Annotated in this window: 22 protein-coding genes; 7 read left to right on the top strand and 15 right to left on the bottom strand. The window is 64.7% G+C overall.

Annotated elements, in window-relative coordinates; translation table 11 throughout:
• Positions 1 to 43 precede the first annotated feature (43 nt).
• On the top strand, positions 44 to 1,243 hold the full coding sequence (locus QTI66_RS07870) for an acyltransferase family protein (RefSeq protein ID WP_286558689.1): 1,200 nt from the start codon (positions 44 to 46) through the stop codon (positions 1,241 to 1,243).
• Positions 1,244 to 1,250: 7 nt separating this feature from the next.
• Here the strand turns inward: QTI66_RS07870 and QTI66_RS07865 are convergent, their stop codons facing one another.
• From QTI66_RS07865 to QTI66_RS07825, 9 genes are all read right to left on the bottom strand, one after another.
• Complete coding sequence (locus tag QTI66_RS07865; RefSeq protein WP_286558687.1) at positions 1,251 to 1,694, bottom strand: GNAT family acetyltransferase; 444 nt, start codon at positions 1,692 to 1,694, stop codon at positions 1,251 to 1,253.
• A gap of 82 nt (positions 1,695 to 1,776) precedes the next feature.
• Positions 1,777 to 2,478, bottom strand: coding sequence for an ABC transporter ATP-binding protein (locus tag QTI66_RS07860; RefSeq protein WP_286559052.1), 702 nt, complete (start codon positions 2,476 to 2,478; stop codon positions 1,777 to 1,779).
• 11 nt (positions 2,479 to 2,489) lie between these two features.
• Positions 2,490 to 3,242, bottom strand: coding sequence for an ABC transporter ATP-binding protein (locus tag QTI66_RS07855; protein WP_286558686.1), 753 nt, complete (start codon positions 3,240 to 3,242; stop codon positions 2,490 to 2,492).
• Positions 3,239 to 4,189: a branched-chain amino acid ABC transporter permease gene (locus tag QTI66_RS07850; RefSeq protein ID WP_286558685.1), complete on the bottom strand. Its 951-nt coding sequence runs from the start codon at positions 4,187 to 4,189 to the stop codon at positions 3,239 to 3,241. The genes QTI66_RS07855 and QTI66_RS07850 overlap by 4 nt, the downstream gene beginning before the upstream one ends.
• Complete coding sequence (locus QTI66_RS07845; protein WP_286558683.1) at positions 4,189 to 5,061, bottom strand: branched-chain amino acid ABC transporter permease; 873 nt, start codon at positions 5,059 to 5,061, stop codon at positions 4,189 to 4,191. Before QTI66_RS07845 ends, QTI66_RS07850 begins: the two co-directional genes overlap by 1 nt.
• Before the next feature lie 94 nt (positions 5,062 to 5,155).
• Positions 5,156 to 6,322, bottom strand: coding sequence for an ABC transporter substrate-binding protein (locus QTI66_RS07840; RefSeq protein ID WP_286558682.1), 1,167 nt, complete (start codon positions 6,320 to 6,322; stop codon positions 5,156 to 5,158).
• Positions 6,319 to 7,113, bottom strand: coding sequence for an alpha/beta fold hydrolase (locus QTI66_RS07835; protein ID WP_286558681.1), 795 nt, complete (start codon positions 7,111 to 7,113; stop codon positions 6,319 to 6,321). The genes QTI66_RS07840 and QTI66_RS07835 overlap by 4 nt, the downstream gene beginning before the upstream one ends.
• Positions 7,114 to 7,246: 133 nt before the next feature.
• Positions 7,247 to 8,797, bottom strand: a complete 1,551-nt coding sequence (locus tag QTI66_RS07830; protein ID WP_286558680.1) for a benzoate-CoA ligase family protein — start codon at positions 8,795 to 8,797, stop codon at positions 7,247 to 7,249.
• 48 nt (positions 8,798 to 8,845) lie between these two features.
• Positions 8,846 to 9,307 (bottom strand): 4-hydroxylaminobenzoate lyase, encoded by a 462-nt coding sequence (locus tag QTI66_RS07825; RefSeq protein WP_286558679.1) that lies wholly within the window; start codon positions 9,305 to 9,307, stop codon positions 8,846 to 8,848.
• Between the two features lie 158 nt (positions 9,308 to 9,465).
• Here QTI66_RS07825 and QTI66_RS07820 point away from each other — a divergent pair, with 158 nt between their 5' ends.
• The 5 genes from QTI66_RS07820 to QTI66_RS07800 all read left to right on the top strand — a co-directional run bounded on the left by QTI66_RS07820 (position 9,466) and on the right by QTI66_RS07800 (position 15,637).
• Entirely contained in the window at positions 9,466 to 10,401 is a 936-nt protein-coding gene (locus QTI66_RS07820; RefSeq protein ID WP_286558677.1) for a helix-turn-helix transcriptional regulator, read from the top strand.
• A gap of 106 nt (positions 10,402 to 10,507) precedes the next feature.
• Entirely contained in the window at positions 10,508 to 12,178 is a 1,671-nt protein-coding gene (gene boxC, locus QTI66_RS07815) for a 2,3-epoxybenzoyl-CoA dihydrolase (protein ID WP_286558675.1), read from the top strand.
• Positions 12,179 to 12,335: 157 nt separating this feature from the next.
• On the top strand, positions 12,336 to 13,763 hold the full coding sequence (gene boxB / locus QTI66_RS07810; protein ID WP_286558674.1) for a benzoyl-CoA 2,3-epoxidase subunit BoxB: 1,428 nt from the start codon (positions 12,336 to 12,338) through the stop codon (positions 13,761 to 13,763).
• Between the two features lie 133 nt (positions 13,764 to 13,896).
• Positions 13,897 to 15,186, top strand: a complete 1,290-nt coding sequence (boxA, locus tag QTI66_RS07805; RefSeq protein ID WP_286558671.1) for a benzoyl-CoA 2,3-epoxidase subunit BoxA — start codon at positions 13,897 to 13,899, stop codon at positions 15,184 to 15,186.
• 10 nt (positions 15,187 to 15,196) lie between these two features.
• Entirely contained in the window at positions 15,197 to 15,637 is a 441-nt protein-coding gene (locus tag QTI66_RS07800; RefSeq protein ID WP_286558669.1) for a MaoC family dehydratase, read from the top strand.
• A 12-nt stretch (positions 15,638 to 15,649) separates the two neighbouring features.
• On the opposite strand, the gene QTI66_RS07795 is transcribed toward QTI66_RS07800, so the two are convergent.
• Positions 15,650 to 16,546: an ion transporter gene (locus QTI66_RS07795; protein WP_444814961.1), complete on the bottom strand. Its 897-nt coding sequence runs from the start codon at positions 16,544 to 16,546 to the stop codon at positions 15,650 to 15,652.
• Between the two features lie 54 nt (positions 16,547 to 16,600).
• Here QTI66_RS07795 and QTI66_RS07790 point away from each other — a divergent pair, with 54 nt between their 5' ends.
• Positions 16,601 to 17,197, top strand: coding sequence for a DNA-3-methyladenine glycosylase I (locus tag QTI66_RS07790; protein ID WP_286558664.1), 597 nt, complete (start codon positions 16,601 to 16,603; stop codon positions 17,195 to 17,197).
• Here the strand turns inward: QTI66_RS07790 and QTI66_RS07785 are convergent.
• The 5 genes from QTI66_RS07785 to QTI66_RS07765 all read right to left on the bottom strand — a co-directional run bounded on the left by QTI66_RS07785 (position 17,160) and on the right by QTI66_RS07765 (position 22,514).
• On the bottom strand, positions 17,160 to 18,368 hold the full coding sequence (locus tag QTI66_RS07785; RefSeq protein ID WP_286558662.1) for a serine hydrolase domain-containing protein: 1,209 nt from the start codon (positions 18,366 to 18,368) through the stop codon (positions 17,160 to 17,162). The two genes, QTI66_RS07790 and QTI66_RS07785, sit on opposite strands and share 38 nt — an antisense overlap.
• A 106-nt stretch (positions 18,369 to 18,474) precedes the next feature.
• Positions 18,475 to 19,521: a hypothetical protein gene (locus QTI66_RS07780; RefSeq protein WP_286558660.1), complete on the bottom strand. Its 1,047-nt coding sequence runs from the start codon at positions 19,519 to 19,521 to the stop codon at positions 18,475 to 18,477.
• A gap of 209 nt (positions 19,522 to 19,730) precedes the next feature.
• Positions 19,731 to 20,753, bottom strand: a complete 1,023-nt coding sequence (locus tag QTI66_RS07775; protein WP_286558659.1) for an ABC transporter permease — start codon at positions 20,751 to 20,753, stop codon at positions 19,731 to 19,733.
• 22 nt (positions 20,754 to 20,775) lie between these two features.
• Positions 20,776 to 21,516, bottom strand: a complete 741-nt coding sequence (locus tag QTI66_RS07770) for an ATP-binding cassette domain-containing protein (RefSeq protein ID WP_286558658.1) — start codon at positions 21,514 to 21,516, stop codon at positions 20,776 to 20,778.
• A gap of 5 nt (positions 21,517 to 21,521) precedes the next feature.
• Positions 21,522 to 22,514, bottom strand: a complete 993-nt coding sequence (locus QTI66_RS07765) for a substrate-binding domain-containing protein (RefSeq protein WP_286558657.1) — start codon at positions 22,512 to 22,514, stop codon at positions 21,522 to 21,524.
• Positions 22,515 to 22,553 lie beyond the last annotated feature (39 nt).

Genomic DNA, 22,553 nt, shown 5'->3' with positions numbered 1-22,553 from the left:
TCGCGCCAACCATGGCGGCCACTTCTACCTCCAGGAGAGCGCCATGAAAGACGAAAGGCGATACGACATCGATGCGCTGCGCGCGCTGGCCTTCGGCCTGCTGATCCTCTACCACGTGGGCATGTACTACGTGGCCGGCTGGCCCTGGCACCTCAAGAGCCCCTACGCGGCCGAGTGGCTGCGCTGGCCGATGCAGTTCGTCAACATCTGGCGGATGGACTTGGTGTTCCTGGTCTCGGGCGTGGCCTTCGGCTTTTTGAGCCGGGGAGAATCCTCCCTGCGACTGATCGGTCAACGTGCGTGGCGGCTGCTGCTGCCGCTGGTGTTCGGCATGCTGGTGGTCGTCCCTTACCAGGCTTACGCGCAAGCCGTGGCCAACGGCTCGGTGCCACCCGGCTTCGGCGCCTTCATGCTGCGCTACTGGGCACAGGGCCCATGGCCGAAAGGGGCCTTCGACGGCTCCGACTTCGGCATCACATGGAACCACCTCTGGTACCTGCCTTACCTGTTCTGCTACACCGCCCTCCTCGCACTTTTGCTGCCGGTGCTGCGTTCGCCGCACGGGCTTCGGTTGCGTGCCGCCTTCACCGGCCTTCGCGGCTGGCGGCTCCTGCTGCTGCCCGCCCTGCCGCTGGCGCTGTACACGCTGACGCTGGCCGCCCGCTTTCCGGCGACGCACGACCTGATCCATGACGGCTACCTGCACCCGCTGTATTTCACGGTGTTCCTCTACGGCTACTGGATGGGGGTGGACGCCGGCCTGTGGAACGAGCTGGCACGCCTGCGCCGCCTCTCGCTCGCGCTGGCGCTTGGGCTGGTCGGCCTCTACTTCGTCGCGCGGGCACTTCCGCTGGACGCTTCGACCGGCGCGTGGCTGATGCGCCTGCTGCGCGCGCTCTATCTCTGGACGGCCATCGCCGCCATCCTGGGCTTTGCGCACCGCCACCTGAACCGTCCGTGGCCCTGGCTGCGCTGGGCCAACGAATCGGTCTACCCCTGGTACATGCTGCACCAGACGCTGATCATTCTCGGCGCCGTCCTGCTGGCGCGCTACGAATTGGGGCCCGTCATGGAACCGCTGATGATGGTGGCGTTCACCGCGCTCGGCTGCTGGATGCTGACGGATGGCGTCATTCGCCGGGTGGGCTGGATGCGGCCCTTGTTCGGACTCAAGCCCGCCGAGGCGCGGCGTTCGCCCGCACGCCCTGCCCCGGTGGCGGTCTATCTTGGATCGGGCGAATGAACCGCGCTCATGCAGTCGGCACGTTCGCCGGAATGCGCTTGCCCATGCTGACGCGTGGCTCGACCACATAGCCCAGCGATTCGTAGAACGGCGTGACCGCCTCGTTGCCGCCGACAATCTGCAGGTTGATCTTCATGCAGCCGCGTTCGATGAGGGCCTCTTCAGCACGACGGACCAGGGCCGTGCCGATGCCGCTTGCCCGGTGCGTCGCCTTGACCGCAACGGAATAGAGCCAGCCACGGTGGCCGTCGTAGCCGGCCAGGATGGTCCCGATCACTTCGGTTTCGGTGTTGTCCAGCGCGACGAAGAAGAAGTTGCCCGCCACTTCGAGCATCTTGTCGATCACGAGCGGCGGTTCGTTGTGCGGTGTGCCGTAGGAAAAGGTCGCCTTCCAGAGTTCGATGACGCCTTGGCGATGGATTGCGTTGTCGTAGGGCGTTAGGTGGGTCATGTTGCGCGCACGTGATATCGGGAAGGCGGCAACGATATCAGTCTGCGGCGCCAGTCATCGCCGCGCCCTCGCGCAGCACCGCTCAAACGCCCAGCAGCGCCGCCACCGGCTCCGGCGCCGCAATCATCGCCGCCGATTCCGACGCCAGCACAATGCGGCCCTTCTCCATCACCACCGCACGATCGGTGTGCGCCAGCACCTTGCGCCAGTCGCGGTCGACAATCAGCGTCGCGATGCCCGTGTGACGGATCTCGCCGATCACGCGCCAGATCTCGGCCACCACCAGCGGCGCCAGGCCTTCGGTCGCCTCATCGAGGATCAGCAGGCGCGGGTTGGTCATCAGCGCGCGGCCGATCGAGAGCATCTGTTGCTCGCCACCGGACAACTGTTGCCCGCCATGCGAGAGCCTCTCCGTCAGGCGCGGAAAGGTGCTCATCACGCGGTCGAAGGTCCAGTCGCGACGGCCTTCGGGGCCGGCGCGTTCGCTCATCAGCAGGTTCTCGCGCACCGACAGGTTTGGGAAGATGCCGCGGCCTTCGGGCACGTAGCCGATGCCCTGGCGTGCCATCTTCTCGGGCACCCAGCCGGTGACGTCACGGCCGTCGAGCTTCACGTGGCCTGACGCGGGGCGCACATAGCCCATCAGCGTACGGATGAGCGTGGTCTTGCCCATGCCGTTGCGCCCGAGCAGGCCCACCGAGGTGGACGCGGGCAATTGCACGTCGACGCCGCGCAGGATGTGGCTGTCGCCGTAGTAGGTGTTGACGCCTTCGATTTGCAGCATGTCCGTGCTCATCAATGGCCTCCCTCTTCGCCGAGGTAGGCGGTTCGCACTTCCGGGTTCACGCGGATCGAGGCCGGGTCGCCGGTGGCGATCACCGCGCCGTTGACCATCACCGTGATGCGGTCGGCAATGCGAAAGACCGCGTCCATGTCGTGTTCGACCAGCAGGATCGCGTGCGTCGATTTCAGGTTGGCCAGCAGCGCGAGCATGCGATCGGTTTCCTCGGCGCCCATGCCGGCCAGCGGCTCGTCGAGCAGAAGCACGCGCGGGTTGGTGGCCAGGCACATTGCCACTTCGAGCTGTCGCTTGGCGCCGTGGCTCAGCGTGCCTGCGACGCGATGCGCCACGTCTGCGAGGCCGGCCGCTTCGAGCGCCGATGTCGCTGCCGCATTGCTCGTCGCACAGGCGCTGGATGACTGCCAGATCGCCCACGGCCGCGGCGTCGCCGCCTGTGCGGCGAGCCGGCAGTTCTCGTGCACGGTGAACTCCGGAAAGATCGTCGTGCGCTGGTAGCTGCGGCCCACACCGGACAGCGCACGCGCGGGCTGCGAGCGCTTGGTGATGTCGTGCCCGTCGAGCGCAATGCGGCCCGATGAGGCGGCAATCTCGCCCGAGAGCATGTTGATCAGCGTCGACTTGCCGGCGCCGTTGGTGCCGATGACGGCATGCACTTCGCCCAGCCGCAGGTCGAGCGTGACGCCGTTGACGGCCACCAGCCCGCCAAAGCGGCGCGTGAGCGTTTCGACGGAAAGCAGTGAACTCATACCGCCGCCTTCGATGAGAAACGCCCTGCCAGGCCGATGAGTCCCTTGGGCAACAGTGCCACAAAGGCAATGATGGCCAGCCCCAGCGTCAGCTGCCAGTGGTCGGCCAACGGCCCGACGAACGCCTGCGTCGACAGCACTTCCTTGAGCAGAGTGAACGCCACCGCACCGATGACCGCGCCGCGCAGATGCCCGAGCCCGCCGAGGATGATCATCAGCAGCACCTCGCCCGAGTTGTGCCAGGCCAGCAATTCCGGATTGACCACGCCATCGCGCGACGCCACCAGAAAGCCCGCCAGCCCCGCCAGCGCCGCCGCGATGACGAAGGCCGCCAGCTTGTAGCCATACACCGGAAATCCGGCCGCACGCATCCGTTGCTCGTTGACGCGAATCCCCGCCAGCGCCGCGCCGAAACGCGAACGGCGAATCAACACCAGCAGGCCGTAGGTGAACACCAGCGCGGCCAGCACGAAGTAGAACTGCACAGTGCGGTTCTCCAGGTCGAGCGCACCCAGCGCCGGGCGGATGTACATGTAGATGCCATCGCTGCCGCCACCGATCTTGGTGTCGTGGAACACGAAGAAGGCCATCTGCGCAAAGGCCAGCGTGACCATGATGAAGTACACGCCCCGCGTGCGCAGGCTCAGCGCGCCGACGATCAGTGCATAGCCGGCAGCGCAACCCATCGCCAGCGGCAGCAGCGTCGCGATGGAACCGCCCTCCTTGCCCGACCCCAGCACCGTGGCGTATGCCCCGATGCCATAGAACGCCGCGTGGCCGAGGCTCACCAGCCCCGTCATGCCGACCAGCAGTTCAAGGCTCAACGCAAAGATCGAAAGGATCATCACCTTGACGATGAAGTCCGACACGTAGGGGCTCAGCATCGGGCCCGCAATGGCCAGGATGATCGCGCACGCGAGCGGAACAAAAGTGGAGATCCGGTTCATCACGCCTTGCGCCCCATCAAGCCCTCGGGCCGCCAGATCAAGACAATCGCCATCAGCACATAAACGCCCATGCCACTCACCTCTGCAAAGAACACCTTGCCGAAGGTGTCGACAAAGCCGACCAGCAGCGACGCAACGAGCGCACCGGTGATCGAGCCGATGCCGCCAATCACCACCACCACGAAGCAGATGATGAGCACGCTCGCGCCCATGCCCGGATACACCGAGGACATCGGCGCGGCGATCATCCCCGCCAGGGCAGCCAGCGCCACGCCCGCCGCAAACACGATGCGGTACAGGCGCCGGATGTCGATGCCCAGCCCGCGAACCATGTCGCGGTTGCTCGCACCGGCGCGGATCATCATGCCCAGCCGCGTGCGGTTGACGACGAAGTAAAGACCGATGGCCAGCACGATGCACGCGGCCGACGCAAAGAGCCGGTACCACGGATAGCTCATGAGGTCACCCAACGCAAAGCTGCCGTCGAGCCACGGCGGCACTTTCACGCCATGCACGTCATTGCCCACGAGCATCGAGCGCAGTTCCTCGAACACGAGGATGAGCCCGTAGGTCATCAGCACCTGCTGCAGGTGGTCGCGCTGGTACAGGTAGCTGAAGAAGGCCCACTCCAGCACATAGCCGAACACCGCGGCGAGCACCACGCCCGCCAGCAGCATCACAAGGAACTGGTCGCCAAACAGCGGCGACAGCGCAAACGCCATGTAGGCGCCGATCATGTAGAAGCTGCCGTGCGCCAGGTTGATGACACCCATGATCCCGAAGATCAGCGTCAGCCCGGACGCCACCAGGAACAGCAGCAATCCGTATTGCACCGAGTTCAGGCACTGGACAAGAAAGGTTCCGAAATCCACTGTGGACCCACCTCAGTTTTTTTATCTGTCTCCATCGCCGAAAACCGCGGAGCCGGCTTTCGCCGGCCCCGCTCAAGTCACCCTCCGGGGGTGATCACATCTTGCAGCCGCGCGCCGGGTCGGACAGACCCTTCACCGCCACATTGACGTACTTGTTTTCCTTGCCTTCCACCTTGCGCAGGTAGAAGTCCTGCACCGGGTTGTGCGACTTGCTGATCGTGAACGGGCCACGCGGGCTGTCGATCTTGGCCTTCTCGATGGCGCCGGCGAAATCGGCCTTCTTCGTCAAGTCGCCCTTCACCGCCGTCATGCCGATGGCCAGCATTTGCGCGGCGTCATAGCCCTGCACGGCATACACGTCCGGCTGCAGCTTGAACTTGGTGGCGTAGGCGGTGCGGAAGCTGTTGTCGCGCGGCGTGTTCAGGCCGTCGGCGTAGTGCAGCGTGGTGAGCATGCCTTGCGCGGCGTCGCCTTGCGCATCGAGCGTGCCGTCGGTCAGGAAGCCGGGGCCGTAGAGCGGAATGGTCTTGTTCAGGCCGGCCGCCGCGTAGTCCTTGACGAACTTCACCGCGCCGCCGCCCGCAAAGAAGGAATACACCGCATCGGGCTTGGCCGCCGCGATCTCGGTCAGCAGCGCCTGGAACTCGACGTTGGGGAACGGCACCGTCAGGTCCTTCACGACCTTGCCGCCGCCCTTCTCGAAGCCCTCCTTGAAGCCGGCCACCGACTCGTCGCCGGCGGCGTACTTCCAGGTGATGGTCATCGCGCGCTTCTTGCCTTCCTTGGCGGCCACTTCGCCCATGGCGTAGGCCGGCTGCCAGTTCGAGAAGGAGCTGCGGAAGATGTTCTGCGCGCACATCGGGCCGGTCACCGCGTCGGCGCCGCCGTTGGGCACGATCAGCACGGTGCCGCTTTCCTTCGCGGCCTTGGCCATCGCCATCACGACGCCGGAATGAACCGTGCCGATGATCACGTCGACGTTGTCGCGCTTGATGAGCTTGTTGACGTTGTCGGTCGCCTTGGCCGGATCGGATTCGTCGTCGACCTTGACGTATTCGATCTCGCGGCCGCCGAGCTTGCCGCCGAGTTCGTCGACGCGCAGCTTGAAGCCGTTTTCAATCGCGACGCCGAGGGCGGTGTAGGTGCCGCTGTAAGGCAGCATCAGCCCGACCTTCAGCTTGGGCTGCTGTGCATGGGCAAAGGTGGCGAGGCATGCCAGTGCGAGGCTCGACAGCACTGTGCGGGTGACGGGGTAGCTCATGCGTGACTCCAGTTTTCATGAATAAACGAAACGGCAGCAACTATTGCCTTTTCTGGCTGATCGCGATGCGGGGAATGCCCGCATTCCGGCAATTCGAGCAGCTGCGCATGCAAGACGCGCGCCTTGATGTCGCGAATCTGGGCGAGTGTGCCGTACTCGTCGTCGATGCCCTGGATGGCGAGGAGCGGGCAGCGGATCGTCCCGATTTCCTGCTCGATGTTCCATTGGCGAAAGTGGGAGTTCAGCCAGATGCGGTTCCATCCCCAGAAGGCGGAATCGGCGCTGTCGTGGTAGCGGGCGAGTCGCTGCGGGAAGTCCGTTTCGAGGTAAGCCTGTCTCGCTTTTTCGATGTTCTCGACGGTCACGTCTTCCACGAAGATGTGCGGCGCGAGCACAACAAGCCCTGCGACGCGGTCGGGATATTTCGCGGCGTACAGCAGGGAGATGGAGCCGCCGTCGCTGTGGCCGAAGAGCCAGGGGCGCTCGTCAATGCCGATGGCGTCGAAGAAGGCGGGGAGCACTTCATGCGCCTGGCGGTGCATGAAATCGACGTCCCAGGTTTCGTCGTCGTCGCGCGGCGTGGAGCGGCCGTAGCCGGGGCGCGAGAAGACGATGCCGCGAAAGCCCCCTGCGTCGCAGAGCTGCTGGGGGAAGTCCTTCCACATGGCGACGGAGCCGAGGCCTTCGTGGAGGAAGATGACGAGAGGCGCATCGGTGCGCTCGGGCGCGATGTAGACGTATTCGATGCGCACGTCGCGCTCGCGCCATCGAATATCCGCAAATTCGGTCATACCTCTTGCCCCCTCTCCCTCCGGGAGAGGGTTGGGGTGAGGGCTCCGGACGGTTGATGAGGCGGGGCGGTGGATACGCCCGGTGCCCTCACCCTAACCCTCTCCCGGAGGGAGAGGGGACAAGACAAACCCCTCACGCCTGCTTCTCCCGCTCACGCAGGCGAAAACGCTGGATTTTGCCGGTGGCGGTCTTGGGCAGCTCGTCGACGAACTCGATGAAGCGCGGGTATTTGTACGGCGCAAGCCGCTCCTTCACAAAGGTCTTGAGCTCATCGTCACTCACAGCCTGCCCCGCCTTGCGCACGACAAAGGCCTTGGTCTTCGTCAGCCCGTCCGCATCCTCCTTGCCAATCACCGCAGCTTCGAGCACACCGGGGTGCAGCATCAACGTGGACTCAACCTCGAAGGGCGATACGTAGATCCCACTGACCTTCAGCATGTCGTCGCTGCGCCCCGCATAGGTGTAGTAGCCATCGGCGTCGCGCGAGTATTTGTCGCCGCTCTTGGTCCAGCCGTCCTTGAACGTGTCGGCGCTCTTCTCTGGATTGCCCCAATACATGAGCGCCGTGCTCGGCCCCTTGATGTACAGGTCGCCCACTTCGCCCACGCCGACCGGCTTGCCGTCCTCGCCGCGCAGTTCGATCTCGTAGCCTTCAACGGGTTTGCCCGTAGTGCCGTAGCGAATGTCGTCCGGCCGATTGGAGATGAAGATGTGCAGCATCTCCGTCGAACCGATGCCGTCAACGATCTCGCAGCCGAAATGGTTCTTGAAGCGCTGCGCGATCTCGCCCGGCAAGGCCTCGCCGGCCGAGGAACACATGCGCAACGCGACCGCGTCTCGCGCCGGCAAGCCGGGGTTCGCCAGCATGCCGGCAAAGCCTGTCGGCGCGCCGAAGAAGACGGTCGGCTTGACGGCGCCGGTCCAGCGCTTGAAGGTTGCGTCAGGCGTCGGCCGCTCGGCCATCAACAGCACCGTCGCGCCGACGGAAAGCGGAAAGGTCAAGGCGTTGCCCAAGCCGTACGCGAAGTAGAGCTTCGCGGCCGAGAAGCACACGTCGCCTTCGGTGAGGCCCAGCACCGGCTTGCCATACAGCTCGGCCGTCCACCAGGGATTGGCGTGCGTGTGCACCGTGCCCTTGGGCTTGCCGGTGGAGCCGGACGAATACAGCCAGAAGGCGTGGTCCTGCGGCGCGGTGGCGGCAGGCGCGGCCAGCGGCGTGTGCTCCGCGATGACCTCGGACATGACCTGCACACCGTCGGGCAAGTCACCCGACGGGTGCGACACGATGATGGTGCGCACGCTGTTCGGCGCCTTCGACATGGCATCCCGCAACACCGGCAGCAAGGCGCCGGACACGAGCGCGCCCTTTGCGCTGCTGTTGCCGAGCATGAAGGCGTAGTCGTCGGCCGTGAGCAGCGTGTTGACCGCCACCGGCACCACGCCGGCATAAAGGCAGCCGAGGAAGCTCACAGGCCAATCGGTGCCGTCCAGCATCAGCAGCAACACGCGGTCTTCGCGCTGCAAGCCGCCCGCCAGCAGCGTGGACGCAAGCCGGCGCGACTGGTCTTCGAGCGCGCCGTAGCTCAGCTGGCCGTGGTCGTCGACATACGCCGTCTTGCCGGCGCGGCCGCGATTGAGCGCGAACAGGTGCTCGGCAAAGTTGAAGGTGTCGGGCAAGCTCATCGTGGGTGTCTCCTCGGGTTCATCGGCTGCGGCGTCTCTCGCGATCCATCAAGTGAACTTGATCTGCCCCTCGGGCAAGAGATAGAGCACCAGCGCCCTGCCCTGCGCAACGGTCGGATGGTGGGCAGTGCCGGGCCCGTAGACGCACCAGCCCGCGGGCCGGCCATCGAAAGTGGCCTCGCCTTCCAGCGGAATGATCAGGTCGATCTCGCCGTTGGGGTGCGTGTGGTGCGGGCCGGCAATGTCGCGCATGTCCACCACGTCCACCGAGAAGCGGTGCAAGGCGTCCTCCGCCTTGAAGACGCGGCCGTAGCGAATGCCGCCACCTTCGCGCTCGCACAGCCAGCCTTCTTCAACTCCCTGCTCGCACAACTGCTTGATCTGGCCAAAGGTCTCGCTGCCTGCGCCGTGCGTGGCGTTGAGCCATCGGTCGAGATCGTCGTCCAGCGGACGACCGGCGATCTGCGTGCTCAGGTCGGCGATGACTTGGTGGAAGGCTTGCTTGGACATGGTTCGTGGGATTTCGCTTGCGTTCGAACTTGCGACAATTGCCTGCGTGCAGTATCTTGCCTGTGCTCGAACCATAAACATCGAGACAATAGGTGTCAAGCAATATAGTGCATGGCGGGTATTTACCCTGAGGAACCGGCCAGAGAACGAAAGCGCCAATGAACGAGCGAATCGACGACAACTTGCTCACCGCCCCCACCGCCGAAGTGGCCGAGCCCGCGGAGGAAGCCAAGAACCCCCTGCTGGTGTCGCTGGGCGAACGCGTTCGCAACCTGCGCGCACGGCGCGGCCTGACGCGCAAGGCCGTGGCGCAGGCAGCCGCCGTGTCGGAGCGCCACCTTGCCAACCTGGAATACGGCATCGGCAATGCGTCGATCCTGGTGCTGCAACAAGTGGCCGGTGCCCTGCAGTGCTCGCTGGCCGAACTGGTGGGCGACGTAACCACCGTCTCGCCCGAATGGCTGCTGATCCGCGAACTGCTCGAAGGGCGTGGCGAGGCGGATTTGCGCCGGGCGCGCATCGCCTTGGGCGAACTGCTGGGCACCGCCAGCAGCGACCCGGCACGCAGCCGCCGCATCGCCCTCGTGGGCCTGCGCGGCGCGGGCAAATCCACTCTGGGCCAGATGCTCGCGGACGACCTCGAAGTGCCCTTCGTCGAGTTGAGCCGCGAGATCGAGAAGTTCGCGGGTTGCAGCGTGCGCGAGATCCACGACCTCTACGGCACCAACGCCTACCGCCGCTACGAACGCCGCGCGCTGGAAGAAACCGTGCAGATCTACAGCGAGGCCGTCATCGCCACGCCGGGCGGCATCGTCTCGGACCCGGCAACTTTCAACCAGCTGCTCGCGCACTGCACGACCGTCTGGCTGCAGGCCGCGCCGGAAGAACACATGGGCCGCGTCGCCGCGCAAGGCGACACCCGCCCGATGGCCGCCAGCAAGGAGGCCATGGAAGACCTGCGCCGCATCCTGAGCGGGCGCGCTGCTTTCTATTCGAAGGCCGATCTCACGGTCGACACCTCGGGCCGCGACCTGGCGGCGAGTTTCCAGGCTTTGCGAACGGCGGTGCACGAACGAATCAGCCAGACCGCCTGAAACCCGAAAACTTTCGTCCAAGGGCTTGACGCGCACGTCAACATGCATAATGATGCATGTCACGCCGCCAGCAACTTGCATTATTCTTCCAACAGGAGACCCCGACATGACCGACACCGCCGCCTACCCCGCACGCGTCGACTACCGCATCGATCCGACGCAGTACCGCCACTGGAAGCTCAGCGTCGAAGGCAACGTCGCGCGCCTCTCGCTGGACATCGCGGAAGACGGCGGCATTCGGCCCGGCTACAAGCTCAAGCTCAACAGCTACGACCTGGGCGTGGACATCGAGCTGAACGACGCGCTCAACCGCGTGCGCTTCGAGCATCCGCAGGTGCAGTCGGTCATCGTGACCAGCGGCAAGGACCGCATCTTCTGTTCGGGCGCCAACATCTTCATGCTGGGCGTCTCCAGCCACGCCTGGAAGGTCAACTTCTGCAAGTTCACGAACGAGACGCGCAATGGCATCGAAGACACGTCGAAGCACTCGGGGCTGAAGTTCCTGGCTGCCGTGAACGGTGCCTGCGCCGGTGGCGGCTATGAGCTGGCGCTGGCCTGCGACGAAATCCTGTTGGTGGATGACCGCTCTTCCTCCGTGTCTCTGCCCGAAGTGCCGTTGCTGGGCGTGCTGCCCGGCACCGGCGGCCTGACCCGGGTGACGGACAAGCGCCATGTGCGGCATGACCTGGCCGACATCTTCTGCACCAGCGTCGAAGGCGTGCGCGGCCAGCGTGCGGTCGAGTGGCGTCTGGTGGATGCGATTGCGAAGCCGGCGCAATTTGCGGCGGCCGCGCAGGAGCGTGCGGCACAGCTCGCATCGAAGAGCCTGCGTCCCGCGTCTGCCAAGAGCGTGAGCCTGACACGCCTCGAACGCGAAGACGGCGCCGACAGCATCCGCTACGAACACGTGACGGTGCAGATCGACCGCGCCCGCCGCACTGCCACTCTCACCGTGAAGTCGCCCACCGGAGCGCAGCCCACGGACATCGCCGGCATCGAAGCCGCAGGCGCGTCTTGGTGGCCGCTCGCCATGTGCCGCCAGTTCGACGACGCCATCCTCAACCTGCGCACCAACGAACTCGACATCGGCACGTGGCTGCTCAAGACTGAAGGCGACGCGCAGGCCGTGCTGGCCAGCGACGCAACGATGCTGGCCAACAAGGACCACTGGCTGGTGCGCGAAACCATCGGCGCGCTGCGCCGCACGCTGGCGCGGCTGGACGTTTCTTCGCGCAGCCTCTTCGCGCTGGTTGAAGCCGGCTCATGCTTCGCCGGCACGCTGGCCGAGATCGCCTTCGCCGCCGACCGCACCTACATGCTCGCGCTGCCCGACGAACCCGAGCGCACGCCGAAGCTCGCGCTCAACGAGTTCAACTTCGGTTTCTTCCCGATGGTCAATGACCAGAGCCGCCTGCAACGCCGCTTCTACGAAGAGTCGGCGCCGCTCGAAGCCGCACGTGGCGCAGCCGGCAAGTCGCTGGACGCCGACGAAGCGCTGAAGCTCGGCCTGGTCACCGCCGCGCCCGACGACATCGACTGGGACGACGAAATCCGCATCGCCATCGAAGAACGCGCCGCCATGTCGCCCGACGCCCTCACCGGCCTTGAAGCCAACCTGCGCTTCGCCAGCAAGGAAAACATGGCGACCCGCATCTTCGGCCGCCTGACTGCTTGGCAGAACTGGATCTTCAACCGCCCGAACGCTGTTGGTGAAAAGGGGGCGCTCAAGGTCTATGGCACGGGCGAGAAAGCCGGCTTCGACCTGAATCGCGTCTAGTCATGTTGCTCTCCCCCAGGCATCGCGCACTTCGTGTCGCTTCGCCAACCCCCTCACCGGGGGCAACACCAGCGGCCCGGCAAAGCCGATTCCGCGGTGTTCCACGAACAATCCCGGAAATCCCTGGGTCGACAAATCAATCAGAAGAGGAAGCACGATGAGCACGATCAACTACAGCGAGAAGATCCCCAACAACGTCAACCTCGGCGAAGACCGCACCTTGCAGCGCGCGCTCGAAGGCTGGCAGCCGAACTTCATCAACTGGTGGGACGACGTGGGCCCGGACGGCTCGACGAATTACGACGTGTACTTGCGCACCGCCGTCAGCGTCGACCCGCAAGGCTGGGCGCAGTTCGGCCACGTCAAGATGCGCGACTACCGCTGGGGCATCTTCCTGAACCCGGGCGACGCGAACCGCGAGATCCACTTCGGCGACCACAAGGGCGAGAAGGCCTGGCAAGACGTGCCCGGCGAGCACCGCGCCAACCTGCGCCGCATCATCGTCACGCAGGGCGACACCGAGCCGGCCTCGGTCGAGCAGCAACGCCACTTGGGGCTGACGGCGCCGTCGATGTACGACATGCGCAACCTGTTCCAGATCAACGTGGAGGAAGGCCGCCACCTGTGGGCGATGGTCTACCTGCTGCACAAGCACTTCGGCCGCGATGGCCGGGAAGAAGCCGAAGCACTGCTGCAACGCCAGTCCGGCGACGTGGACAACCCGCGCATCCTGGGCGCCTTCAATGAGAAGACGCCTGACTGGCTCGCGTTCTTCATGTTCACCTACTTCACTGACCGCGACGGCAAGTTCCAGTTGTCGGCCTTGGCGGAGAGCGCATTCGACCCGCTGGCCCGCACGACCAAGTTCATGCTGACGGAAGAAGCGCACCACATGTTCGTCGGCGAAAGCGGCGTCTCGCGCGTGCTCTCGCGCACCGCTGCCGTGATGAACGAACTCAAGACCGATGACCCGCAGAAGGTGCGCGCAGCCGGCGCCATTGACCTCGGCACGATCCAGCGCTACCTGAATTTCCACTACAGCGTGACCATCGATCTCTTCGGCGCGGACCAGTCGAGCAACGCCGCCACCTTCTACAGCTCGGGCCTCAAGGGCCGCTACGAAGAAGGCAAGCGCACCGACGACCACGTGCTCAAGGGCCAGACCTACAAGGTGCTGGAAGTGAAGGACGGCCAACTCCTTGAAAAGGAAGTGCCGATGCTGAACGCCCTGAACGAAGTGCTGCGCGACGACTTCATCAAGGACTCGGTGGCCGGTGTCGGCCGCTGGAACAAGGTGCTGGAAAAGGCCGGCATCCCGACGCGGCTCACCGTGCCGCACAAGGCCTTCAACCGCCAGATCGGCGCGCTGGCCGGCATCAAGATGTCGCCGGATGGCCGCGTGGTGAACGAGCAGGAATGGGCTGCGAAGAAGAGCGAGTGGCTGCCGACTTCGGATGACTTCGCCTTCGTGACGTCGCTGATGGGCCGCGTGGTCGAACCCGGCAAGTTCGCAGGCTGGATCGCGCCGCCGGTGATGGGGATCAACCGGCAGCCGGTCGATTTCGAATACATCCGCTTCGGTTGATTGGAGTTACTCCTTCCCCTCCGGGGGAAGGCTGGGATGGGGGCAGCGGCGTACCCACGATCAACGTCGCTTGCCCCCACCCAACCCTCCCCCGGGAGGGGAGGGCTCAAGAAGGGCTCAAGGAGATAAAAACATGGACATGGCCGTCAACGTCGCGGTGATCAAGCAACACCTGATCGACCCCGAAATCTGCATCCGCTGCAACACCTGCGAGGCGACCTGCCCCGTCAACGCGATCACGCACGACGACCGCAACTACGTGGTACGCGCCGATGTGTGCAATGGTTGCATGGCCTGCATCTCGCCCTGCCCCACGGGCTCGATCGACAACTGGCGCACCATGCCGTCGATCAAGGCCTATTCCATCGAAGAGCAGCTGACGTGGGATGAACTGCCGCCCGAACTCACGCCCGAACAACTCGAGGCCGAAGGCGTCGGCCCTTCGCCCGAAGAAGAAGCCGGCCCGCAGGCCGCAGCCGCCGCGGCCGCCGAACAAGTGGAGCCGGAACCCGGCACGGTCGCTTTCAATTCCGCGCAATACGGCGCCACCACGCCGCCCTGGTCGGCCGCGCACGCGTACACCAATCTCTATCCGCCCAAGGCGCCGACCACCGCGACCGTCGTCGGCAACTTCAACTGCACCGAAGCTGGCTTCGAGAACCAGACGCACCACATCGTGCTCGACTTCGGCACCATGCCCTTCCCGGTGCTGGAAGGCCAGTCGATCGGCGTGATTCCGCCCGGCACGGACGCCAACGGCAAGCCGCATTTCGCACGCCAGTATTCGATCGCCAGCCCGCGCAACGGCGAGCGGCCCGGTTACAACAACATCGCGCTCACAGTGAAGCGCGTGACCTCCGACTACAACGGCAAGCCGGTGCGCGGCGTGGCGTCCAACTACGTCTGCGACCTGCAGGTGGGTGACAAGGTGCAGGTCATCGGCCCCTTTGGCGCGTCCTTCCTGATGCCCAACCACCCGAAGTCGCACATCGTGATGATCTGCACCGGCACCGGCAGCGCGCCGATGCGCGCGATGACTGAATGGCGGCGCCGGCTACGCAAGAGCGGCAAGTTCGAAGGCGGCAAGCTGATGCTGTTTTTCGGCGCCCGCACGCAGCAGGAACTGCCCTATTTCGGCCCGCTGCAGAACCTGCCCAAGGACTTCATCGACATCAACTTCGCCTTTTCGCGCAACGTGGGCCAGCCCAAGCGCTACGTGCAGGACCTGATGCGCGAGCGCGCCGCCGACCTGGCCGAACTGCTCAAGGACGGGCAGACGCACTTCTACGTCTGCGGGCTCAAGAGCATGGAAGAAGGCGTCGTGCTCGCGCTGCGCGACGTCGCCACGGAAGCCGGACTGGACTGGGACACGGTGGGCGCGGGCCTCAAGCGCGAGGGCCGCCTGCACCTCGAAACCTATTGACCGCCGCCGCATGAAATTCGCGGAGTTTCATGTCGGGCAGATCATCGAAGCAGGCCCTCGCGAGGTCAGTCAGCAAGAGATCCTCGCCTTTGCGAAAGACTACGACCCGCAGTGGTTCCACACCGATCCCGAGGCCGCGGCGCAAGGCCTGTTCGGCGGCCTCATCGCCAGCGGCTGGCAGACCTGCGGCATCGCAATGCGGCTCGTGGCCGACAAGGCTCTTGCCGACTCCGAATCCTTTGCGTCGCCGGGCCTGCAATACCTGAAGTGGCCCAACCCGGTGCGTCCCGGCGATTCACTTCGACTGCGCGCGGAAGTCATCGCCGTGCGCCGCTCCGCGAGCAAGCGCACGCTGGGCATCCTTGAATGGCGCTGGCTGCTTTTCAACCAGAACGATGCGATGGTGCTGGACTTGGTCGCGACCAGTCTCTTTCGCCTGGAAGACGACTGAATTCCGCGCAGCTCAGCCGGCGTCCGCCGCTTCGTGCTGATACGGCGGCAGCCTGGCGCCGCAGTCGCTGCAAAACAAGGCCCGCGAAGAATGCCCTTCGCTCAGGCACTCATGGCAGGTGCGGGTCGTGGACTCCCGCTGCTTCTGCGCGGTGAATTCCGCACTGACGATGCCGGTCGGCACGGCGAGCGTGCCCCAGCCCAGCAGCATCATGGCCGAGGCAATCACCCGCCCGAGCACGGTATGCGGCGTGATGTCGCCGAAGCCCACCGTGGTCATGGTCGTGATGGCCCAATAGATGCCAACCGGAATGCTCGTGTAGCCGTTCTCCGGCCCTTCGACCACGTACATCAGCGTGCCCATGACCACCACGACCAGTGCCACGAAGGTCACGAACACCAGAATCTTGCGCCGCGACGCGTAGAGCGCCTGCCCCAATGCGCCGAACTCGGTCACGTACTCGCTGAGCTTGAAGATCCGGAACACCCGCAAGAGGCGCAGCACCCGCACATCGATGAGCGCCGACATCCCCGGAACCAGAATGGCCAGGTAGCTCGGCAGCACGGCCAGCAGGTCGATGATGCCGTAGCCGCTCAGCGCATAGCGAAGGGGCTTGCGCACACACGAGAGCCTTGCGATGTACTCGGCCGTGAAAGCGAGCGTGAAGATCCATTCCAGCACCCTGAAGACGGAGTCGTATTTCGCATCGACGGAAGGCAGGCTGTCCATGACCACGACGGCCACGCTGGCCAGGATGAACACGAGCAGCGCGACGTCGAAAAGTCGGCCCGCCCGCGTGTCCGCTTCGAAGATGATGGTGTACAGGCGCAGCCGCCAGCCCGCGTCGGGACGACCCAGGCGTTCCTGGTCCCTGGCTTGCGGGCTTGGGTTCGCGGGCATGGGCGGCATGGTATTGCGCGACACTGGTGCCGCACAAGAAAAGAAAATGAGAAGGAAGCCATCATGAGCCATACCGAACACCAGCGCTGCTTTTGGGCCGGCAGCGACCTGATGATGATTGCCTACCACGACGAAGAATGGGGTGTGCCCGAGTACGACTCGCGCGCGCTGTGGGAAAAGCTGATGCTCGACGGCTTCCAGGCCGGGCTGTCGTGGAGCACCATCCTGCGCAAGCGCGACGCCTTCCGGGAAGCCTTTGAGGGTTTCGACCCCGTCAAGGTGGCGCGCTTCGGCGAGAAGGACGTTCTTCGCCTGCTCGACAACCCCGGCATCGTCCGCTCGCGCGCCAAGATCCAGTCCACCATTCAGGGCGCACGCATCTATTGCGAGATGGCCGATCGCGGTGAAGACTTCAGCGACTTCTGCTGGTCGTTCACCGACGGAAAGGTCATCACCGGAGACGGCGACGGCTTCGTCGCCTCATCGCCTTTGTCCGAGCAAATCTCGAAGGAACTGAAGCGCCGCGGCTTCAAGTTCGTCGGGCCGGTGATCGTCTATGCGTGGATGCAGGCGGTGGGCATCGTCAACGACCACAGCCTCGAATGCTTCCGCCGCGAACAGGTCAAAGGGCGCGGTAAGCGTGCGTCCAGAAGTCGGTGAACACGGCCGGCGGCGCGGGCGAATCCATGAGCCGTTGCGTGAGCAGGATGCCGATGAAATCATTCGCCGGATCGGACCAGGCCGAGGTGTCGAACCCGCCGTCCCAGCCGAAGCGGCCGGGCACCGTCCACGGCAGCGACTGACGGATGTTGACGCCCATTCCGAGGCCCCAACTGCTGTGATCGCCGAAGAAGATCTCTGTGCCTTGCCGCTGCACGGGTGTGAGCTGGTCGCGCGTCATCGCTTCGACCGACGCTTCTGACAAGAGTCGCACGCCCTTGTGCATGCCTTTGTCCAGCATCATCCTGCTGAAGGCGAAGTAGTCGTCAACGGTCGACACCAGCCCGCCTGCACCCGATTCGAAGGCAGGTGGTCGGCTGTAGTCGCTGGCGGCCGATGCGTTGTCGAACACTTCCAGCTTCTGGCTCGCGTGGTTGAAGGCATAGCAGCCGGGCAGCCGATCGAGACTGGACGCGGGCACGCTGAACGCCGTGTCTTTCATGCCGAGCGGACCGAACATCCTCTCGCGCAGGAAGTCCCCGAAGGATTGCCCGGCCACGCGCGCGATCAGCACGCCGAGCACGTCGCCACCTGTGTTGTAGGCCCAGCGCTCGCCGGGCTGGTACATCAGCGGCAAATCGCCCAGCCTGCGCATCCATTCATCCGTTGCGGGCGTCAGCGCCGGCTGCGGTGGGCCATCACCACCCAGATGCCCTTCTGCAATCGGTTGCTGAATGGGGTGAGTGCCCGGCATGGCCATGACGCTGCCGAAGCCGAAGCAGTAGGTCAGCACGTCACGAACGGAGATCGCGCGCTTTGCAGCCACGGTGTCGTCGAGCGGCGATTCGATGCTGCGCAGCACCTTGCGATTCGCCAGCTCCGGCAACCACGGTTCGATGGCATCTTCGAGGCGGAGCTTACCGTCGTCGACCAGCATCATTGCGGCAGCCGCGGCGATGGGCTTGGTGATCGATGCGACGCGGAAGATGGTGTCGCGGCGTATCGGCGCCTTGCCATCGATCGTCAGGGTGCCGACGGCATTGACATGCACGTCATCGCCGCGCGCGACAAGCGTCACGATGCCGGGGATGTCGCCGCGTTCGACATGCTGGCGCATCGCATCGTGCAGTTGCGCGACGCGCGACGCATTGAGGGGTTGCTTGCTCGGCATGAGGCCTCCAGAGCGGATCATTCTTTCGCGCCAAGGCGGTTCGCGCAAGAAAAAGACCGCAGCCCCGGCACCGGGACTGCGGCCGCCTGAAAGCGATTCGCGCGCTTCAGTTCACCAGGCCGATCTGCATGTAGCCGGCAAAAGCACCCGCGCCCGCCACAGCGACCAGTTTCTTGTTTCGCACGACCCAATAGCCGCCGGTGCCTGCGTCGGGAATTGCCAGGCCCAGCTTGATATCGCCAATGCCCGGAAATTTCAGCGGGAGGCTTTGTGAGCCATTGCTGCCGTCGGGGCGCACGAAGTTCGTCACATAGCTTGATGCGTCGATGTTCAAGCTTCCCCAGGCGCCATTGCTGTCGGCGCCCTGCGCCGTCGATGCCGGCCACGCTGCCGAATGCACGACCCCGATCCGGAACACCGTCTCACCGGGCGATCCGCCTGCAGGCATGCCACCGGCCAACAGGTACACCTTTTCACCACCCACCATGGCGATGGCGAACTGGCCGGTGTCTGCAGCATTGGCCGAGTTGGTGATGCGCCATTCGTTCGCTGTCGTGCCCGGCGTGATGTTGTACGTCGTCAACGAGGACGTACAACTCGTGATGGCCGTCACCGCCACATCGTTGCAGTACTGCATTTGGGTGCCGCCCGTCGTCACCAAAACCTGGCGAATGTTCTGACCGTTGGTTCCCCCTGGCACGAGATTGCCGCCGACGCGGTCGTATGTGCCGGCCAATCCGGCTTGCGACGTCACGAATGAATTCGACGCAACAAAAGGCTGAACCGCAAACGCCGTGGTGCTGCCTGCCTGGTTGAAAGGAAACGCCCCGACCACCGCGTTGTCCGTCATGCGAAAGCGCGCTGTATTGGTCGGGGCGGTGACGCGCGAGCTGTTGAAGATGTACCCGGTGCCGTCCGCCGCGAAGGTGCCGCCTGCCGAAACACCGGCCGCATCCGTCATCGTGTAGCGCATGGTGTCGAAATTGAGGTCCAGCGTCTGCTTGCTCCCATTGGCTGCATAGACGCGGTAGGTGCCATTGCGCGCATCGCTGTGGCCGCCACCACCGCCACCACCGCTACCTCCTCCACCGCCACACCCCGCAAGACTGCCTGCCATGATCGCCGCGCAGGCGAAAGCGCTCCAAAACCTCATGCTTGTTCTCCCTGACTGTTCTCGTTATGCCGACTTGATCGGGATGACAAGGCCCGACCCGGGAAAGCGTAGCACTTGAAAAGACCGGATTTCTTCTGCCTGGAGCGTCCTCAAGAAGAAAATCGCAACCTTTGGTTCGGGACGGAGCCAGCCGGGGCGAGGTCCGTCCGAAAGACTTGGGCGAACCCTTCAGCGAACCACTGAAAGGATCACTCATTCGCACTGCGCGCGCGCAGCCTGTCGAACAGCACCGCCACGATGATGAAGCTGCCGACGAAGGTGCCCTGCCAGAAGGTGCTGATGCCCAGCAGGATCAGGCTGTTGCGGATCACCTCGATCAACGCCGCGCCCACCACCGCGCCAAAGGCCGTGCCGATGCCGCCCGCGAGGTTGGTGCCGCCGATCACGGATGCCGCAATCACCGACAGCTCCATGCCCTGCCCCAGGCTCGTCGTCACCGTGCCGAGCCAGCCGACTTCGAGCACGCCCGCGATGCCCGCGCAGAACGCGCAGAACATGTAGACGCTGACCTTCACGAGCTTTACCGGCACGCCCGTCATCGTCGCCGCACGCTCGTTGCCACCGATGGCGTACAGGTGCCGCCCCCACCGCGTCCAGCGAAACAGAAAGCTCGCCACCACCAGCAGCACGATCAAGAAGAGCACCGGACTGGGAACGCGAATGGGATCGACAAAAGGCAGCGCCACATTGACGAATCCCCCACCCAGCGCCAGCAGCTGCGGCTGGTCCGGCCCGAACTCATAGACCATGCGGTTGTTGGACAGCACCATCGCCAAGCTTCGCACGATGGACAGCATCCCCAGCGTGACCACGAAGGGCGGCACGCCGATGTACGCGATCATGAATCCGTTGAGTGCGCCGACCAGCAGCGACGCACCCAGCGCCAGCGGAATCGCCACCCAGATCGACGTGCCCGCATGCATCGTCATGCCCACCACCATGCCGGACAGCACGAGCACCGCCCCCACCGACAGATCGATGCCACCCGTGACGATCACCGCCGTCATGCCAATCGCGATGATCGCGACGAAGGCAAAGTTGCGCGTCACGTTGAAGAGGTTCTGCTGCGTCGCGAACACGTCGCTCGCAAAGGTGAGCACCACAAATGCGACGATCGCAGCCACCGAGACCCAGAAGGTCTGCTGGCTGACGACCCACGAGAGCCAGCTGCCATGCGCACTGCTGTCGATCGATTCCTCAAGCGTCGTCACGGCCATGTCGTCTTGCCTCGCTTCATGCGGTCTCGATGGCGCCGGTGATGAGGCCCGTGACCTCTTCCGGCGAGCTTTGCGCGATCGGCTTGTCAGCCACCTTCACGCCGCGCCGAAGCACGACGATGCGGTCCGCCACCGCGAACACGTCCGGCATGCGATGGCTGATGAGCACCACCGCGATGCCGTGCTCGCGCAGGCGACGAATGAGGTTGAGCACCTCGGCGATCTGGCGCACGCTGATGGCGGCGGTGGGCTCGTCCATCAGCACGATCTTCGGATCCGCCAGCCGAGTCCGCGCGATGGCGACGGCCTGACGCTGGCCGCCGGACATGCGGCGTACCAGGTCGCGCGGCCGCGTCTCCGACTTCAACTCAGCAAACAGTTCGCCCGCGCGCCTGAACATCGCGCGGTAGTTCAGCACCTTGAAGGGGCCGACGCCGCGCGTGAGTTCGCGCCCGAGATAGACGTTCTCGGCCGCCGTCAGGTTGTCGCACAGCGCGAGGTCTTGATAGACGATCTCGATGCCCTCGCCGCGTGCGTCGGCGGGCTTGTGAAAGGCCACCTTGCGCCCCTCCATCAACACCGCGCCGTCGCTTGGCGGGTAGTTGCCCGCGACGATCTTCACCAGCGTGGACTTGCCCGCGCCGTTGTCGCCCATCAAGCCGACGACCTCGCCGGGCTCGATGGCCAGCGAGACGTCGATGAGCGCCTGGATGGCGCCAAAGTGCTTGGAGACTCCGGCGAGCTCCAGGACAGCCATGCCGCTTACTTCGCCGGGCACTTGTCCAGGTTAGTCGGCACGCATTCGTCCAGCCCCGTGTAAAGCGGGTCTGCCACCTTCTTGCCACCGATCAGGTCGATGAGCACGGCCGGGGCGCGATGGCCCATTTCAAAGGGTCGCTGTCCGACCTGCACGTGGCTGCGACCATTCTTCAGCGCGTCGAGTTGTGGCGGCAGCGTGTCGCCGGCGATGATGAGCAGTTCCTTGGACGCCAGCTTCGGCTTCACCTGGTCCGTCACCTGCGCGTAGGCCGAGGGGCCAAACTGCGCCCAGCCGCCCACCAGGATGAAGGCGTTGAGCTTCGGGTTCTTGGTGAACACGTCGGACATCTGCTGGTTCGCCAGGTCGATCTGGTCGTTGGTGAACAGCGGGCAGCCGGCGATCTCGGTCCATCCGCCCTCGCCCTTCAGGCGGTCGATGCCCTTCTTGCCGCTGACGGTGTCGCGAAAGCCCGCTGCGCGCTGGTTGATGTTGTCGGCCGCCACGTTGCCCAGCTGCATGCACACCGTGCCGCCCTTGGGATTGAGCTGCTTCAGGTGCTTGGCCATGAGCACGCCCATGTCGTAGTTGTTGGTGCCCAGGTAAGTCTTGCGCAAGCCGTGGTCGGCAGCCGCCAGGTCGGCGTCGATCGTCATGATCGGCATCTTGGGCGCCTTGGCCTTGAGCATGGTGGCCATGGCCGGCGCGTTCGACGGCGAGATGGCGATGCCCGCCACGCCCTTGTTGATGAGGTCTTCGACGATCTGCACTTCGCCGGCTTCATCGGCGCTGGACGCCGGGCCGGTGTAGAGGCAGGTGTATTCGGACGTCGGATTTTCCTTGTTCCACAGCGCGCAGCCGTCGCCGAGCACCGTGAAGAAGGGGTTGTCCAGCCCCTTCACGACCACCGCCAGCGTTTTCTTCTGGGCCATCGCCGGTGTGGCGGCGAGCAGCGCGGCCAAGGCCGCGCCCACGAACACAAGAACTGACTTCTTCATTGCGTCTCCTTCATTTTCTGGATGGGCACTGACAAGTTC

Source organism: Variovorax brevis, assembly GCF_030317105.1.
GTDB classification, from domain to species: Bacteria; Pseudomonadota; Gammaproteobacteria; order Burkholderiales; family Burkholderiaceae_C; genus Variovorax; species Variovorax brevis.
The sequence above is the reverse complement of the archived record's forward strand: the minus strand, read 5'-3'. Positions and strand labels throughout refer to the sequence as shown.